The sequence below is a fragment of the Undibacterium sp. Di24W genome (genome assembly GCF_049340325.1).
Classification (GTDB): Bacteria; Pseudomonadota; Gammaproteobacteria; order Burkholderiales; family Burkholderiaceae_D; genus Undibacterium.
Window position 1 is genome coordinate 146,281 of record NZ_JBMPOP010000009.1, and the last position, 16,649, is coordinate 162,929.

At 45.2% G+C, this 16,649-nt stretch carries 15 protein-coding genes; 3 read left to right on the top strand and 12 right to left on the bottom strand.

Annotation, left to right across the window (positions count from 1 at the left end):
* Positions 1-148 precede the first annotated feature (148 nt).
* The 3 genes from ACO0KZ_RS18110 to ACO0KZ_RS18120 all read right to left on the bottom strand — a co-directional run bounded on the left by ACO0KZ_RS18110 (position 149) and on the right by ACO0KZ_RS18120 (position 3,818).
* Positions 149-2,155: a diguanylate cyclase gene (locus ACO0KZ_RS18110; protein ID WP_422997793.1), complete on the bottom strand. Its 2,007-nt coding sequence runs from the start codon at positions 2,153-2,155 to the stop codon at positions 149-151.
* A gap of 243 nt (positions 2,156-2,398) precedes the next feature.
* Positions 2,399-3,160: a hypothetical protein gene (locus tag ACO0KZ_RS18115; protein WP_422997795.1), complete on the bottom strand. Its 762-nt coding sequence runs from the start codon at positions 3,158-3,160 to the stop codon at positions 2,399-2,401.
* 229 nt (positions 3,161-3,389) lie between these two features.
* On the bottom strand, positions 3,390-3,818 hold the full coding sequence (locus tag ACO0KZ_RS18120) for a GtrA family protein (protein WP_422997797.1): 429 nt from the start codon (positions 3,816-3,818) through the stop codon (positions 3,390-3,392).
* Between the two features lie 103 nt (positions 3,819-3,921).
* On the opposite strand from ACO0KZ_RS18120, the gene ACO0KZ_RS18125 reads away from it, so the two are divergent.
* A complete protein-coding gene (locus tag ACO0KZ_RS18125) occupies positions 3,922-4,134 on the top strand; it encodes a SlyX family protein (RefSeq protein ID WP_422997799.1) in 213 nt (70 codons plus the stop codon).
* A gap of 22 nt (positions 4,135-4,156) precedes the next feature.
* On the opposite strand, the gene ACO0KZ_RS18130 is transcribed toward ACO0KZ_RS18125, so the two are convergent.
* A complete protein-coding gene (locus ACO0KZ_RS18130) occupies positions 4,157-5,260 on the bottom strand; it encodes a hypothetical protein (protein WP_422997801.1) in 1,104 nt (367 codons plus the stop codon).
* 204 nt (positions 5,261-5,464) lie between these two features.
* Positions 5,465-5,983, bottom strand: coding sequence for a Spy/CpxP family protein refolding chaperone (locus tag ACO0KZ_RS18135; RefSeq protein WP_422997803.1), 519 nt, complete (start codon positions 5,981-5,983; stop codon positions 5,465-5,467).
* A gap of 271 nt (positions 5,984-6,254) precedes the next feature.
* Here ACO0KZ_RS18135 and ACO0KZ_RS18140 point away from each other — a divergent pair, with 271 nt between their 5' ends.
* Positions 6,255-6,980 carry a response regulator gene (locus ACO0KZ_RS18140; RefSeq protein WP_422997805.1) on the top strand — a complete coding sequence of 242 codons (726 nt, stop codon included), beginning with the start codon at positions 6,255-6,257 and terminating at the stop codon, positions 6,978-6,980.
* Positions 6,981-7,006: 26 nt separating this feature from the next.
* Positions 7,007-8,380: an ATP-binding protein gene (locus ACO0KZ_RS18145; RefSeq protein WP_422997807.1), complete on the top strand. Its 1,374-nt coding sequence runs from the start codon at positions 7,007-7,009 to the stop codon at positions 8,378-8,380.
* Between the two features lie 30 nt (positions 8,381-8,410).
* Here ACO0KZ_RS18145 and ACO0KZ_RS18150 read toward each other — a convergent pair whose 3' ends face one another.
* From ACO0KZ_RS18150 to ACO0KZ_RS18180, 7 genes are all read right to left on the bottom strand, one after another.
* On the bottom strand, positions 8,411-9,001 hold the full coding sequence (locus tag ACO0KZ_RS18150) for a chromate transporter (RefSeq protein ID WP_422997809.1): 591 nt from the start codon (positions 8,999-9,001) through the stop codon (positions 8,411-8,413).
* The gene (locus ACO0KZ_RS18155; protein ID WP_422997811.1) at positions 8,994-9,635 is read right to left on the bottom strand and encodes a chromate transporter; all 642 of its coding nucleotides are present in this window, start codon (positions 9,633-9,635) and stop codon (positions 8,994-8,996) included. Before ACO0KZ_RS18155 ends, ACO0KZ_RS18150 begins: the two co-directional genes overlap by 8 nt.
* A gap of 17 nt (positions 9,636-9,652) precedes the next feature.
* Positions 9,653-10,138, bottom strand: a complete 486-nt coding sequence (locus ACO0KZ_RS18160) for a phage regulatory CII family protein (RefSeq protein ID WP_422997813.1) — start codon at positions 10,136-10,138, stop codon at positions 9,653-9,655.
* 211 nt (positions 10,139-10,349) lie between these two features.
* Positions 10,350-11,258 carry a methylglyoxal synthase gene (locus ACO0KZ_RS18165; protein WP_422997871.1) on the bottom strand — a complete coding sequence of 303 codons (909 nt, stop codon included), beginning with the start codon at positions 11,256-11,258 and terminating at the stop codon, positions 10,350-10,352.
* A gap of 106 nt (positions 11,259-11,364) precedes the next feature.
* Entirely contained in the window at positions 11,365-12,660 is a 1,296-nt protein-coding gene (locus tag ACO0KZ_RS18170; protein ID WP_422997815.1) for a bifunctional diguanylate cyclase/phosphodiesterase, read from the bottom strand.
* An 8-nt stretch (positions 12,661-12,668) separates the two neighbouring features.
* The gene (locus ACO0KZ_RS18175; RefSeq protein WP_422997817.1) at positions 12,669-14,378 is read right to left on the bottom strand and encodes an HD-GYP domain-containing protein; all 1,710 of its coding nucleotides are present in this window, start codon (positions 14,376-14,378) and stop codon (positions 12,669-12,671) included.
* Positions 14,379-14,551: 173 nt separating this feature from the next.
* Positions 14,552-16,513 carry a CocE/NonD family hydrolase gene (locus tag ACO0KZ_RS18180; RefSeq protein WP_422997819.1) on the bottom strand — a complete coding sequence of 654 codons (1,962 nt, stop codon included), beginning with the start codon at positions 16,511-16,513 and terminating at the stop codon, positions 14,552-14,554.
* Positions 16,514-16,649 lie beyond the last annotated feature (136 nt).

A 16,649-nucleotide genomic window follows, 5' to 3' on the forward strand; every position in this document is an offset into this window, starting at 1 on the left:
TTTGCTGTGTCATCAGCAACGACAGAAACAAGATTATAGGCACATTTCTAAAATCTGTCTAGGGGGTTTATTCTCTTTTTCCTGTTTTAACCAAAATTTTCATCGTTACCGCTGTTAGTGCGGTTCGGACAGGTATCCATATTGAGGGCTAAACAGCAACACTATTGCTCTCTAAATGTTCTTGAGCAGGGCCAATAACAACGGCCACCTCTATCAAGCCCTGCTTAATAGCCGCAGAGAAATCTTTTTCTAGTTCAGGTAACGCCTGTTGATACGGCACCAATAGGCTAATTAAGCCATAAGCTCGGTTACGCCCATTTACCTTACCTAAATACAATGCCATGTCAGCGAGTTGCATCGCTTTTTCCCAATTACAAGCCGCTTCAGGGATGCCTGAAAATGGCAAAGAAATATATCCTGCACTGACTGTAACCGGAATCCGTTTATCGCCAACCATGACAGGCGTTGAACCAATTGTACGCAACACTCGCTCCACTAAAGGCGTCAGTTGTGTCGACTTAGTCCGAGGCGCAAAAATCAAAAACTCTTCGCCACCCCAACGTAAAGTCATATCAGAATCGCGCACAGCGCTACGCAAACGTTTCGCCACTTCAATCAGAACCACATCACCTGCTGAATGCCCCCAAGTGTCATTAATATGCTTAAAGTGATCAATATCCATAATCATCAAACAATCTGGATTATCTTCGCTATCCTCTCGTCTGTCGTCTGGCGCCTGGAGGTCGCGTTGTCGCATCAATTCTAGGAATGAACGTCGGTTGAAAAGCCCAGTCAAAGGATCACGAACAGAGTGAAACTCAAGTTGTTGATTGACTTCTTCAAGCTTGGCATTGGTTTGCTTGACTTTACGATACAACATGAAAATAAATATGCCGACCATGATCGTTACCATCGCGCCCAACAAGGTAATAACTTGCTGCAATCGACTATTTTTAATAGCAGCGTCTTTAACTTCGTTTTCTCGTGCTAAGAGTTCAATTTGTTTTTTACGCTGATCTGCATCGAATTGCTCCTGCAAGGTCGCCACGGTTTTCGCTCTATCCGTACGGAATAACTCATTACTGATATTTTGTTGCTCACGCGTATATTCCAAAGCCTCTTTGTACATCTTGGCGTTTTCATACATACGGCTGATTTCGCCGACGGTCGCTTCAATATCTGCCTTATCACCCAACTCACGAGCATGAGTTAATACTGGGCTTAGGTACGTCATTGCTTGTGATATCTTGCCTTGACCACCTAAGGCAAATCCAAGATTTGCCTTAGCGTTATTAATTGACAAGGGGTCATTAATCAACTCGGCTTTTTCTAGGGCCCTACGGGCAACTGTTTCTGCTTTAGTAAAGTTATGAGTACGTAAATGAGAGTCGGCGATATTGCTTAAAATCAGTGCTTCCAGTTTTGGCAAGTTGGCTTCTTGCGCTGCTTTCAAGGATCGCTCATACGCCACTAGTGACTCTGGATAGCGTTTTAAATCACCTAAAGCCATCGCTTGATTCATACGTAAATTAGCAATAATTCGAGGTGACTCGACTTGTGCAGCTAAAACCAGTGCATCGTTTGTCACGATCAAAGTTTGCTCTGGATTTTGCATCGTCAGATACAAAGCCGCGAGTGTTTGCAATCTGCGGATTTTAGGGATCAAGGTTTTTTGAGGCAAACCCTCGGTTAGCTCCAAAGCGGTGAGGTAATGACGCAAGGCCAACTCAAATTTGCTGGCGGCGTGATAAATATTCCCATAGGCCGACTCCAGACGCATTAAATTATCGGGACGGCTAGAACCACGAACGACTTTAGCGATCTCATCTAATTTTGCGATAGCCTGATCAAATTTCGCTGCGTCACGCAGTTTATAAGCAGCAGTAATTTGTGTTAGGGCGATGCCCTCTTTATCTTTATTTTCAGTAGCAAGCTTCAAGATTTCGGCTTGTACTAAATCGCCCGCCGCGATATCTCCGGCGTCATAGTAGGCAGATACCAACTCACGTAAAGTATCTATTTTGACAAAATAATCCGTCTGTGCATTGAACTGCGCATAAAACTCTTTGAGTTGTTTCAATGCAGCTTGATTATCTTTCTCACTCAAAATCTGTATCGATTCCAAACGTGCCATATCCGTTCGGACATCCGCCATCCCGCTGCACGACAAGCATAACAGCATGGTAGCAAAAACAATTTTGAAGGTATTTACATGCCTTAGTGACATAAATAAGCCTCATCTTGCTAGATTGGATCAGCATGAAATAATGCAATGCGACAATACCGATTTATCTTAACATCAAACATCTTTGTACCGGCATAAGAATCAAGCACTTTGAGCGTGACGTATCATCAATAAACCGCGTTTAACAGCGCTCGGGAATATAGTGCTAAGTAATTAACCATGTAAAGCTTCGGGAATATAAATCTTGGACATAGGAACCGCACTCTCCATCACAATGCGCAATGCCAGCTGCGGCTCAATTAATCCCTTGCTGGCAAACAAAATCTCTTGAATAGCGACACCGAAAACGACAGGTAAATCACTAGGACTCTTGCAATAAGCCTGCGCCAATGGAAATAATTTGGGCCATAAGAAGCTCACGTAATTGATCGGCGTCTCTTTGGCACGATGTTCGATCTCTATACGCGGCAGGCCAAACTCTGAGCCGCCCAAAGTATCGGTAACGTGTCTAAAAATATCATGCAGATCAATGAGCTGCTGCAATCCCAATTTTTGCACGGCTCCTGATGCTAAAGACCATACGGAATAACGACTTTCAGCCAAAGGTTTGTTTAACAAATCACCAAAAAAATAAGTTACACCATTTTGTTGACTCTTCACTACTATAAATACTTCTTGTTCAGGACGTCCTTGCTGTACCACGTAGGCCTCACGCACACTGATTTGGCAGGCATACCCCGCCAGCGCGCCCAATGCGCTTAGCAAAGATTCCAAATGTATCGCTTTTTCCGCAGACATCGCCGTAAATAATTTTGCCGCAATTTCCTTCCCTCCTTTTTTCACGCCAAATAAGGGATCCTGATTTTGGGCCAAATCGGCTGATGGTGTATTTTCGTTACTGTTGCTTGTGGTAAGTGAAGGTGTGGGAATATTAGCTGGAGTGCCAAAGACCTTATTAAACAAACTTTTGAACACCACGACTCCTGTAATTAAATAAGATCTCGGTCAATTGATTGCTAGGTTCTTTATTGCGACTTATTTCAAGGGCACAGCACAACCACGATAAGTGCGCCATGAATGCGAATTACAACTTGCAGTGGCGAGTGTCTAAATTCTACCTGATCGCTGAAGGTCTGAAAATCCTGACTATAAGCGTTCGAACATTCATCAACCTCGACAATTCAGCAATCAGGCCGGGACAGCATTACTTAAATGCCCACAATTTACTTCCTCCAAAATTCCAGCATAACACTAGACCCGTGGTCAACACTTGAGCATACCAATGCCACCATTGCCAATGTTCGACCAGGATTGTCATCAATCCCAGATTGATGCACCAACCCACACCCAATACAGTGAAATACTTACTAGCGGCTTCCATATGCGATTTGCCACTACGAAAGGTCAAGAAATAATTCAATATGTAATTAACGACAGAGCCCAACAAATATCCGACTGCAGAACCGATTACTGCCGCCGATTTATTAAATAGCGTCAACTCCAACATCACCGCGATTTGTATACTGGCATACTGAACGGCAGTACCCGACAAACCGACGGCAGCAAATTGTATGAATTGGCGGATAGGAAGATTTTTCATGGCGAGGCGTTGGCTCAAATTAGCAATCAACATTATAGCTGTAGCGGCCTAGCAGTCTTAGAAACTATCTGGCATCAGTTAGAATGGGCAAGGTACTTGTTATCGATCACCTGATTTACTCAACCGGAGAAACCATATGAATGTAGAAGAACGTATTATTGATTTAGAAATTCGCTTAAGCCGACAAGACGACTTAGTGGATACCTTAAATACCCAAGTTTATCAGCAACAAAAGAAAATCGACGAACTAGAAAAACTCTGCGTCGCTCTGGCAGGACGCTTGCGCGAATTGGCGATCACCGCGAATCAAAGGCAAAGTGTCGTGGACGAACGTCCACCCCATTATTGAACCCGCGATCAAGTCCGACTTCCTAAACCACCCAGGCGCCGTCTCGAAACACGACTTGTTCGCCTAAAGTAACTGATTCAGTCACGGCAAACACATCAACATGATATTTGCCATCGCCACGCTTAAAATTTGGTTTACCGTAAATACCATGTTTCGCTCCCAAAGAAAGATGGATGCCGCACATGCGTTCATAGGTACCAATATCGCTGACCAGACGATCACGGTTAAAGGTGCGGTTCATACCAAAACCAAGTTCACGCACCCACACCACGGATTCGTCTGCTTTAATTTGTGCTATTACTTCATCGAAAGCGGGAGTGGAGTCAATCACATCAACGACCTGACCTTGTTCGATCACGAGTGTAATAGGATGCGGCGGTTTATTAACAGAAAAAGTGGTGTCGCCAAACACAAAAATACGCACACGCCCATTCACGGCCCGTAAGTCTTTTGCTTCAGTAAAGACCTCACCGATGGGAAATTGGCCGCCCCAGTTTTTCATATCGCTATAGTCACCAATATTCAACTTGGCGTCTTCAAACGGTGACGCGTACACCAATTGTGCGCCGTCACCACTATCGACCATGCCGCATGGCGCGTTATCAATCAACTGCTTTAGGCCTCGACCTACGCCCCGGTAATAATCCATATCGTAAGCCAGAGCATCAATATAGGCTAAAGCTTGCTCACCGGGCATGCGCCCTAAGTGAGGATGTTCTATCACTTTTAAATCACGCTTAAATAATTCAACACGAATACGATAAGCGTCCATACGAAAATTCGTTGATTGCACCAAGACGACCAAATCACCTGCGACCAAATCTTTAAAACTTGCCATCACCTGTTCCGGTGTATTGGCATCAAAATCCAGAAAAACAGCGTCAGGCAAACAACGACGATAAGCTCGCATCAAAGCTGTCGACAAATCGGTACGGAGGTCGAATACCACCACCGCAGCATGCGCGGAAGGATGTTGAAAACACAATCTCAATACATCGCCCAAATGGCGCGCTGCCTTCGCGATTGCAGAGTCTGGCAAAGGGATTACGGGGAACGCTGTAGTCGCAGGCGAGCTTATGTTAACGACATTACTAGGAGGATTATCAAACGAAGTGGAATTTATCATAGTGCATAGCGATTAAAACAGAATTGGGCTTTCGGGTACTTATTGAAAACTCAATGACTTAATCGCATCAAAAATGGAGGCTCAGAATGAACGCTTATCATCGAAACATAGGCGTACGACCTTATACTAAGCCGCCATTTTATCGGAACACTGCAAACTACTTACAAATACTTTGTTAAGCCATGCTGACATATATCAAATAATTCATTTTTCCATTCGTTCATGAGCACTACCTTGCATACGCTCTTGCATTCGGTGCTTCATGCCTCGCTGCATGCGATGGCGCATACGTTGATGACTGTCATCAAAGATTTTTTGCTGCTCTGGTGTCAATACAGCATAAAAGGTTTTAAGCGCATCCAGATTTTTTTGCATGTGCGCAAGGCGCTCTTTAGAATGCTCTAGCATTTTTTCCATTCTTGCAGGAGTAGACAATCCTTCCATTGCTTTTCTGTCAGCCCGCATTTTCTCCCCACGCTCCATCATGGCTGGCTTGGTCGCTTCGATAAATGTTTTCCAGGCGCCTTCTTGCTCGGCGGTGATCTTTAATTTGTCGTGCATCATGCTGTGATGCTTTTCCATGCCAGTCTTCATTTTTTCCATCATCTTGGCCTGATCCATGGGCGGACGTGGCGCTGGGCTTTGCTGCGCAAATACCGACGAAGCAAAACTCAGTGAAATTGCGGTTAAACCTAGGTATAAACTATTTCTTATCGATTTCATGATGTTATCCTTAAAGTTTCAAATGCATAAAAAGACTAGGTGAACTGCCTTAGACCTAATCATGTGCACTGCACATGTGTCAGATAATGCGCTTCAAATGTAAGTAGAAAGTGACAATCTAAGCTGGCTGTGTATCGATCTGTAACCCACACTGCCACTGTAGAACCAATTGCGACATCGCATGTGTCGTATTGTTTCAATCTTGATTTATGATAACAAGTCGATACAAATCCAAGCGCCCAGCAACAAAGTCTTATCAGATAATAGAATCATGGATATGCAAAATACTGTTTTAATTGTTGACGATGACCGGGAAATCCGCAGCTTACTGGCGGACTATTTGGAAACGCACGGCTATTCCACTCTGATGGCGCAAGATGGTCATGCCATGTGGAGTGCATTAGAAAAAAATCCCATAGATCTATTAGTACTCGATTTGAATTTGCCGGGCGAAGATGGCCTAACCTTGTGTCGTAATTTACGCGCAAAATCAAATTTGCCTGTGATTATGCTGACTGCCCGTGGCGAGCCCTTAGACAGGATTCTCGGTTTGGAGATGGGCGCCGATGATTACTTACCTAAGCCTTTTGAGCCGCGTGAATTGTTAGCCAGAATTCGCAGTGTATTACGCCGCACGCAAAACAATGGTGGACGCGAGCATGATGAAAGTCCAAAAAAATTACGTTTTGGCGAATGGACCTTGGATTTGGTTGCGCGTCATTTGATCAGCCCGGATGAACGAGTAATCGCCTTGTCTGGCTCAGAATACCGTTTATTAAACATCTTTTTAGAACAACCCAATACTGTACTCAATCGAGATCAGTTATTGAACATGACGCAAGGACGTGACGCAGATCCGTTTGACCGTTCTATTGATATTCAAATTAGTCGATTACGCCAAAAACTCGGTGAAGATGCCCGCTCCCCACAAATTATTAAGACGGTGCGCAATGGTGGCTATGTGCTATCCGTTAACGTTACCGCTGAAACTCACTAGCATTCACCGGATTATGTAATCTCATTATGGCAAGCTTTAATTTTCGACTCATCTCTCGCTTGGATTCCATCTCAGGTCGAATTTTTTCGGTACTTTTATTTGGGATTATTTGTTCTGCTGCACTGACTTGGTGGCTGGCTTTTGGCGAGCGTCAAAACACCATCAGTAATGAGCGCAATAATTATCGCGCCGACCGCGCTAAACATGCCGAGCAATTGATACAAGCGATCGATGCACTGCCAGCAGCAAATCGCGAAGGCTTGCTAAAAGCAATTCATCGTTTTGGATTAAAGGTCGTCCCAGTTCCAGCCAATGTGCCGGACTATAAAGCCAGTACGCCTTATGGCATTGCACTTAGTGAACGCTTAGGGAAATCATTCAAAATTATTCCACTTCCACCTGCGCCAGAAAACTGTCTGATGCGTCCCGATGATCGTGGTCCAACGGAAGCCTGCGAAGCACTGATTTTTGTACTAAACGATGGGAGCGGACTGCATCAGACGATCTTCCCTGCACGCCCACCCACTGCCCCGATACAACCAGAAACTTACTTTTATCTCGGTCTATTCTTAGCTTGTATCGCAGGTCTGGCACTGTTCGTATCACGCATGACCATACGTCCTTTGCAGCAGTTAGCGCAAGCCGCGACCGACTTAGGTCACGATATCAATCGCCCTGCGCTTGAGGAACGCGGGCCTAAAGAAATTCAACAAGCAACGCGCGCCTTTAATTCCATGCAACTACGGATTCGTGACCATATCCAACAACGCACTCAAATGTTGGCAGCGATTACCCACGATCTACAAACGCCCCTGACGCGCTTACGTCTACGCTTAGAAAAGGTCAGCGACCAAGAACTGCATGGCAAGCTGGTAGGCGATTTGTCTAGCATGCAAATGATGGTTAAAGAGGGCTTGGATTTAGCACGCAGCATGGACAGCAATGAAGCATTGCAAGCACTCGATATCGACTCTTTACTCGACAGTATTTGTGCGGATGCCAGTGATGCAGGACATGATGTCAGTTTGCTCGATAAATCCAAAGCTACCGTCATGGCCAGACCACAAGCGTTACGCCGTTGCCTGAATAACTTGGTCGACAATGCGATCAAATATGGACATAGTGCCAAACTACATTTAATTCAAAGTACCGAAGCAAAACAACGATGGCTACACATTTGCGTGCGAGATCAAGGCAATGGCATTCCAGTCGATCAACAAACCCGTGTGTTCGAACCTTTCTATCGCATGGAGACTTCGCGCTCCCGCGAAACGGGCGGAACCGGTTTGGGACTGACGATTGCACTAAATATCGCGCGCCAACATAATGGCAAACTTAGCTTAAGTAACTTACCAGAAGGTGGTTTAGAAGTTCGTTTAAGCTTACCTATAAAGGCCTAAGCCTTAAAAAACTGTATTCACAGTGTGCATTCAAATCACACCAAACCAGCCCAAAACCCCACCGATCACCAGCAACCACAATAAATGCAATCGGGTACGCCACACGACGACTGCGGACAATGCGGTCAAACACCATACCGGCCAATCCATGCGCCAACTGTTATGCGCGCTCGCCATAATCCAACCGGTCGCGACCAATAAGCCAATAACGACGGGGGCCATACCCAACTTGAAACTTCGTACAGCAATCATCTCGCGGTTTTTATGACTCCAGTTTGCAAAGCACAAAGTCAAAGTCGCACTTGGCAAAACGATGCCTATCATGGAAATTACAACGCCCAACAAACCGCCCCAAAAGCTACCGGTATTGACGCCAACATGCCATCCCATCAAAGCAACGAATAAGACATTTGGCCCTGGCGCGGCCTGCGCTAAGGCCACCGATGCATTAAATTGTGCATCCGAAATCCAATGTTGTTCCATCACCAGATAGCGATGCATTTCGGGTAGTGTAGACACAGCACCGCCTACTGATAACAATGACAGCAAGGTGAAATGCAAAAACAAATTGCACCAATCAAGCCAACTCAATGCCAATGCAATTTGACTCATGTCATGCATCGACATCTCCAATTGACTCTGCAACGGATTTAACTTGCTTCAATTGACGATAGACTAGTGCGCTACTACTGCCACCTAAGAACAGCAAAATAAAGACTAAGGGAAAATGAAACACGGCGATGCAAATAAAACACAATGCCGCGATTAAAGCACAGAGCAGCCAGCCCAAAGGGTGCTTTTTCAATGCAGGAATCAAGCGCAAACCGCTGGCCATAATCATGCCTGCGGCTACTGCGCTCATACCGCGCAAAGCACCGGCAACACCGGGATGAGTCGCCATTTGCGAATACAACATCGCCAGTAGCAGCAACAAGATAAGGGGAAAGGTCAGCATGCCAGCCAAGGCACATAATGCACCGCGCAAGCCGAAGAAACGATTGCCTATAATCATGGCAAGATTCACGACATTAGGGCCAGGCATAACTTGCGCAACGGCCCACTCTTCTACAAATTCAGAGGGAGTCATCCATTGTTTTTTATCGACTAGCTCACGTTGAACGATCGCCACCACGCCACCGAAGCCTTGCATCGCAAGCAAAGTAAACGACCAGAACAGTTCGTTCAAAGACTGAGGCTGTGATCGCGCCGGTGTTAGAACTGGAGTTGGAGCAGTATCAGGAGTGGAAACTGACATCACGCGACCTGTGTCACTCAGGTCGGCTTATGATGCTGGCGAATCCGTGCGCGCCATTCACCAATGGCTGCTAAAGCCGCTTGAAATTCCCGTTCTATCAGATCCGCTTCGGTATTAGTAATCACGCGATCCAACATTGCTTCTGAAACCGCTTCTGCCGCATTCCCGACCTGACTCATCACACGGCAAACGGTTTGTGACAAATCGTCATCCGTAAATTCTTGTGGTTCAGGCACCAAAAATCCGGCCATACCATGGCGCGCCAAGAAAGCATGCACCGGCAACAAGGCATCTTTCACGCCGGCCGCTTGGCATAGATTGATAATTTCTGAAGTCTCTTCAAACGACGGATAATGCGTTTCTATACCGGGCGCTAATTTATTGCGCAGGACATTCACAGACATCTGCATTTTTGCCGCTAAGGCATCTAAACCACCTGGATAAGCACGAGCTACTTTGTATAGAGCATCATGCTGATTCATATCGGAGTATCTGCGTGTCATAAATTTATTTTCTTTCGTTGTGATCGGGACTGCTGTGCTGCGCACAAATCAATTAATTCAAGGCTACCCAGATCAATGATTAAAACGACGATTGTACCGAATCAATACAAAAATCACACTATTTTCAAGTTTACTTAGCCGGACTTGCTTTCTTATTTCTATGCGTGTGCAGGTAAATAAACAAAATAAATTGAAGACTTTTATTCGTGATTCAAAATGTGGTCGCGATTCGTTGGCTCAACAGGCGCAACCAGCGATCAGATCCCTGTCCATCGCTCACGACCAAAGCAAAATCGGTAACAGTACGGGCCGCACGTTCAAGTAACTGTATATCGGCCTCATGCTGGCGGGCCACATGCGGATCTTCGAGAAATAAAATACGTCGAATTTTTCTCTCTAAAACCAATTCTGCAATCTGTGCGTCGCCTCCCATAGGACCTGACAAAAACGGTTGCACCCAATTTCGCGCCGCCTCCTCACCTTTGATCTTTTGCGCCAGTTGATTCAATAAAGAACCGGTAGTACCTGTCGCGTAGCGATGCTCAAATTGATCCAGCAAAGCGAAATGTTTTTCCGCTATCTGTAACATGTTCTGTTTTAACGCATCATGCGCGATTAAAGCGATACGCTCATTTGCTAAATCTAAACCCGCTGCGCCGTTCACAGAGAGCGTTGCGCCAACCGCGGTTGCTTCTAATTCCAACCATTCACACGCGCCTGCCAGCGTTGATAAATAGGGTTTTCCGTGAATTACACACTGACGTTTTAGAGCTAAGGCTTCGGGAAAAATCGACGAATAATCAACAGGATCAATCAAATAAATCACCGCATCCACTGAATTATCTGGATCACGGTTTACTACGTGCGCAACTAGTTTCATCAAGCCACCATCACGCCCATAAGGGAATCGACTATGTGGTGAGCAAATATTCTGTAGTCCATGGCTATGAATAGCATCCAAGGTTCTGCCGACCACTACCCATTCGATATCTAAAATATGGATTGCTTCGCGGGCTCTGACAAATAACTGAACCAAGGCGGAGTCTGCCGCATCTTGATGCGCACGATTCGCAATCAAGCCGATACGCAAGCGCCGACGATTTTCGGTGCTTGAAGTCAAAATGCTGTGTGTATCCGAACTAGACTGTGAACTCACTTTGTACACTTTCATCACTAAAAACAAAATGCTATTAAAAAGCCGATACGGCAAACCGAGTAGAAACGGCTTACAAACGCTCCATGCTGGTTCTGTGAAACTCTTCACACCAAGTCAAAAGCTTTTCTCCGGGCATAGGATGGGCAAAATAATAGCCTTGAATTTCATCACAGCCCATCAGTCGCAAGGTATTCAAGGTCTCTTCCTGCTCAACCCCTTCTGCCACCACAGATAAACCAAAGTTATGCGCTAAGCCAATAATACTTTGCACGATCTGCTTATCTTGTCGCGAACTGCTCATACCTTGCACAAATAACTTGTCAATTTTTAGTTCATCTATCGGAAAACGGCGTAAATAAGCCAAAGAAGAATACCCAGTACCAAAGTCATCAATTGAGAGACGAAAACCCAATCGTTTCAATTCAAATAGCAATGCAGTCGTATGTTCGATATCGTGGATGAAAGCGCTTTCTGTAATTTCTAAACCAATGGCACTGGCTGGCATATTCCAGACATTCAGACATCGTTCTAACATTTTCGGTAACTGCTGCAACGCTAATAGACGCGCAGACAAATTAATCCAGACCACAACATGTAAACCTTTTTTCTCCCAACTCGCTGCTTCTTGCAGAACTTTATTAAAAACCTGCAGCGTTAATTGTTCAATTAAGCCATATTGTTCTGCCACATCAATGAGAAGATTTGTCGCAACCACTTGTGCATGGTCACTAGGCCAACGCACTAAGGCTTCAACTGACTTAATGCTCTTAGAGCGTAAATCCACCTTAGGCTGATAGCGCATTTCGAGGCCATTCTCATCAAGAACGGCTTTAATTGCCTGCGGCAAATCATCAGGGCGGCTACGCTCAACACGTTGTATTTGCGCCATTTCAAAGCGTAAATTATTTAGCTGTGCATTCTTCTTTGCCTGATCAGCGATACGTACCAACTCAAAAGAATCCTGCGCGTGCAAAGGGGCACAAGCGATACCGATAGTTGGGTGAAAAAAAATCGTTTGAGACTCTATGCTAAGCGGCGAGCTCATCGCCGCCAATAAGCGGTGCACCGCCAATACAGCCAAAGCCTCAGAAGACAAGTGAGGCAATAGAAACCAACATTCATTGTCAGTTGCAAAAACAAATCTATCTTTTTCTCGCAAACTGGGACGTATCAATTCGTAAAAATGCTGCTGAACAATTTGGGCATACGATGCATGCAATAATGCCTGTACACGATCCGATCGCTGTAAAGAAACGACCAACAATGCCATCACATGATGCTCGTCAACGGCGCGAATTTCGGCGTCGACCAGATGCATAAACTCAGTCAGGTGAGGAACCAAGGTATTCATGGGCCTAGCAGTCATGATGTCCTCTATGCCTTATAAAAATCGTGACAAACCAGACCATAAGCGCCATCTGGCAGACCGCGCATAATGCTGACGCGCTCACCATTATCGATCACATTTTGCTGCATTAAATCTAACATCATGGGTTTCTCTAAAAGAGACTGGTCAGCCTTGGTCAGAAGTAACACTTTAGGGTCAAGTCGTTTTAATTTATTGTGCTCAAGAACGATAGCGACTTCCCCAGTATTTAACTGAATCAGGCTTCCTACTGGGAAAATACCTATCGCCTGAACAAACTCTTCGACCAAGGGTGCATGTAACTGCCCTTCAGACATCCGGAACAATTCTTTCATAGCATCGAATGAGGACCTAGTTGCACCATAAGGACGAGTCGAAGTCATCGCTGCAAAGCTATCTGCAATTGCGGCCATACGACCAAAAATACTGATTTCTGCTCCCATCAAGCCACGTGGATATCCACTACCATCCATTCGCTCATGGTGTTCATTGATGCCCAATCTGACATTTTCGCTGAGCGGCTCCTGGGCTTCCAATAACTGAATGCTCGCGTGAACATGACGGCGCATGATGGATAATTCTTCCTTCGATAACTTCGCAGGTTTCTGTAACAAGCCTGGCGGAATCTCCAATTTACCGATATCGAGCAATAAACCTATGAATCCTAATTCAATAAGTTGTTGTTTAGAGAAGCCGATATGGCGTCCTAAAGTCAGCATATAAACGGCCACCTTCAAAGCGTGCGATACGACACCCATGTTTTCCGAGCGCATTCGCAGCAGCCACATCAATGCTGAAGGATTGGAAATTACACTATCCGACAGCAACTGCACTGTTGGCAGCACTTCTTTCAATTCCAAAGACTGCATGTTTTTGAGATCATTTTGCAGCTTCTTAATCAAGGCATCGGTTTGATCTACTACCAATCGAGCACGCGATAACTCATCCACCATCGCAAGCTGGTCATGATAATGAACCAGATGTAATTCATCGGGTACGTATTCTGGACGACGGCGCTGCTTATGATGCTTTGGCCGATTCCATAAAGATCGATGTAAATGGCGTCCATGCTGGCCCCAGCGCAACCATCGTTCCCACCAATTCAAATGTGCCAAAGTCACATCGCGAGGTTCCATACCTTGCATTTTGACCGCGAACTGACGTATTGCCTCGGTATTCGTCTTACTTAAGGTATTTAGAGATTGATCATGTGGATCATCAGGCATGTTTTGCTCAAATCTGGCAAAGTCCGCGCTTGCTTGAACGGGTATTTTGGCCTTTTGCGGATGCAGCGTTTTTTTTGCGTGATGATGACGAATGCGTTGAGCGTGAGCGTAATCGGACTTGGTAAATTTACTATGCAACCAACTGACTACGCGCTCCAATTGATTTTGTTGCTGATCAAGTAGTACCCGTAATTCTGCAGACGATTTAGGCGGCATGGCCTTCCCTGTGACGTCGACTTCTTTTGTCTCGTACAAAATATCAAAGGATAAATGCAGCAAGGAATGCGAGCTACTACGACTAGGGTCAATCACCAATTCTTTCACAAGTCCGTGCAATGTCTGCAGATCTAATGCTTCAGTGAGCAAAAAACCTTGCAATAGGAACGGCGTCTGCACCCAAGGTTTATCTAATTCAGTAATGAACATGCCTAACCGTAAATCGTCAACACCGATACGTAGCGACTCACATAATTGATGCGTCTTATTTAACACTGAATCAACACTTAAAAACAAAGGTAAGCAAAAAAAGAAAATCTGCTTAACCTTATAGTTATGCAGACTTATATTTTCATATCATAACGAGTTTCTGCTCGTTCGCGGGATATGGGCGAAAAAAAACCCACAAATTGCAGGTTTTTTCCTACATTAAGCCTTAAACCGTTAGCTCAATGTTTTTCATCGATTGCCGGCAAGACTCGCACCTGTAGAGAACTTAGCTTGCTACCACCGCGATATAAGCGGTGACTGGCTTTAATGAAATCACTTTCCTTGGCTTCGAAAATATTATCGACAAATTTTTGAGGATTGCGATCAATGAAAGGGAACCAAGATGACTGCACTTGTATCATGATGCGATGACCACGCTGAAAAGTATGCATCACATCATTGATGGCAAACTTAACCTTGGTTGGCTCATTCGGTACGAAGGCTTTAGGATGTTCAAAACTATCGCGGAAACGTGCTCGGAAAGGTTCACCGCGCACCAGTGTCTGCTGGGCACCACGATTCGGCTCGCCCGGTGCTGTATCCATTTTATTTGGATTAACATCAATCAGTTTCACCACAAAATCTGCATCACTGCCAGTGGTACTGACAAACAAAGACGCTTCCAATGGCCCAGCAAAAGTCACATCACGGTCCAAAATTTCTGTTTGATAAGTCAGTACATCTGGGCGACTGCTGGCAAAACGTTGATCTGCAGCGACGTATTGATTACTCCAACGGTTGGTAATCTCAGTCGTGTAGGGTACAGGTTTTGCTGGATCGCTAACATATTCATCATACGCCCCCTCACCCGCCTTCGGCATCTCAAAACTAAGCTTGCCATCGGCATTGAAATACAAGGATTTTGTTTGCGTATTGACTGGTGGCCATGAGTCAAAACTACGCCAACGATTCGCCCCTGTCTCAAATACCCATGCTTCGGGCAAAGCGGGTTTATCACCGCCTTTTAAATGATGTTTAAAGAAAGCAAATTCTATAGGTTGATAAGTGTAAGCAGTCTTAAAGCCAAAACTAGCATCGCCGACTTTCTCGCCAGTAGTACTAGTCCAGCCACCGTGCACCCAAGGTCCAATGACCAAGGTGTTGCTAATGCCTGGATTATTTTTTTCTATCGCTTTGTAGGTCTGCAATGGTCCATATAAATCTTCAGTGTCATACCAACCACCTACCGTCATCACGGCCGCTTTAATATTTTTCAAATGTGGTAATAAGTTCTTCGCTTGCCAGTAACTATCGTAATTGGGATGTTGAGCCAGCTCATTCCAAAATGGGATACCATTTTTCAAATACTTGGTATTTGCGTTCGATAAAGGGCCAAGTTCTAAGAAAAACTGGTAGGCGTCTGGTGTACCCCAATTGAAAGCAGGTTCGTTATTGACGTCGGTAGGTACGGGTCTTGGCTTGCCAAACCCGCTGAAAAAGCTAAACGCAAGTTGCACATTGAAAGCGCCATTTCTATGCATATCATCACCGCGGAACCAATCGGCAATGGGTGCCTGTGGAGATACCGCTTTTAATGCTGGATGCGAATCAATCGCGCCTGCCGAAGTATAAAACCCCGGATAGGAAATACCCCATTGACCGACTTTACCATTATTGTCAGGCAGGTTCTTAATCATCCACTCAATACTGTCGTAGGTATCGCTGCTTTCATCAATATCGTTCTTACTCATTTTTTTATCAATGTGAGGCCGCATATTAACGAACTCACCTTCTGACATGTTTTTACCCCGGACGTCCTGAAATGCGAAAATGAATCCCTCTTTTTCATACTGTTCAGTTGGGCCTAAGCGCGTTTTATATTTATCCGTGCCGTAAGGCGCCACGGTGTACGGTGTACGTACCAGCAAAATCGGATAGCGCTTTGTTGCACTGGCATCATTTGGAACATAAATCGATGTGAACAACAAGGCGCCATCGCGCACTGGAATTCGGTATTCAAATTTCGTGTAGTTCTTACGGATATACTCAGCGCGCAGTATCGCTTGGTCTTTCTCATCAACTGCGCTGGCGACGGCAGCGGCGATACCAGCACTGGTCGGCTCGGCATAACCTGTTTGCATGCTGCAAAGGGCTACCAGCACCGAAGAAACAATTAATTGACTAGGGAAACGAGCGTTCATAGAACAGCCACCTTTCAAAGGATTTGTTATTGGATCAAGCGGATTAAAGGTCCAAGCTGCAAAAAAAACTAAAATGCATGGCTCACGAGTGCACGTTGTCGCTCTGATTTGTAAATTCGATTTACGACAAGCTCAG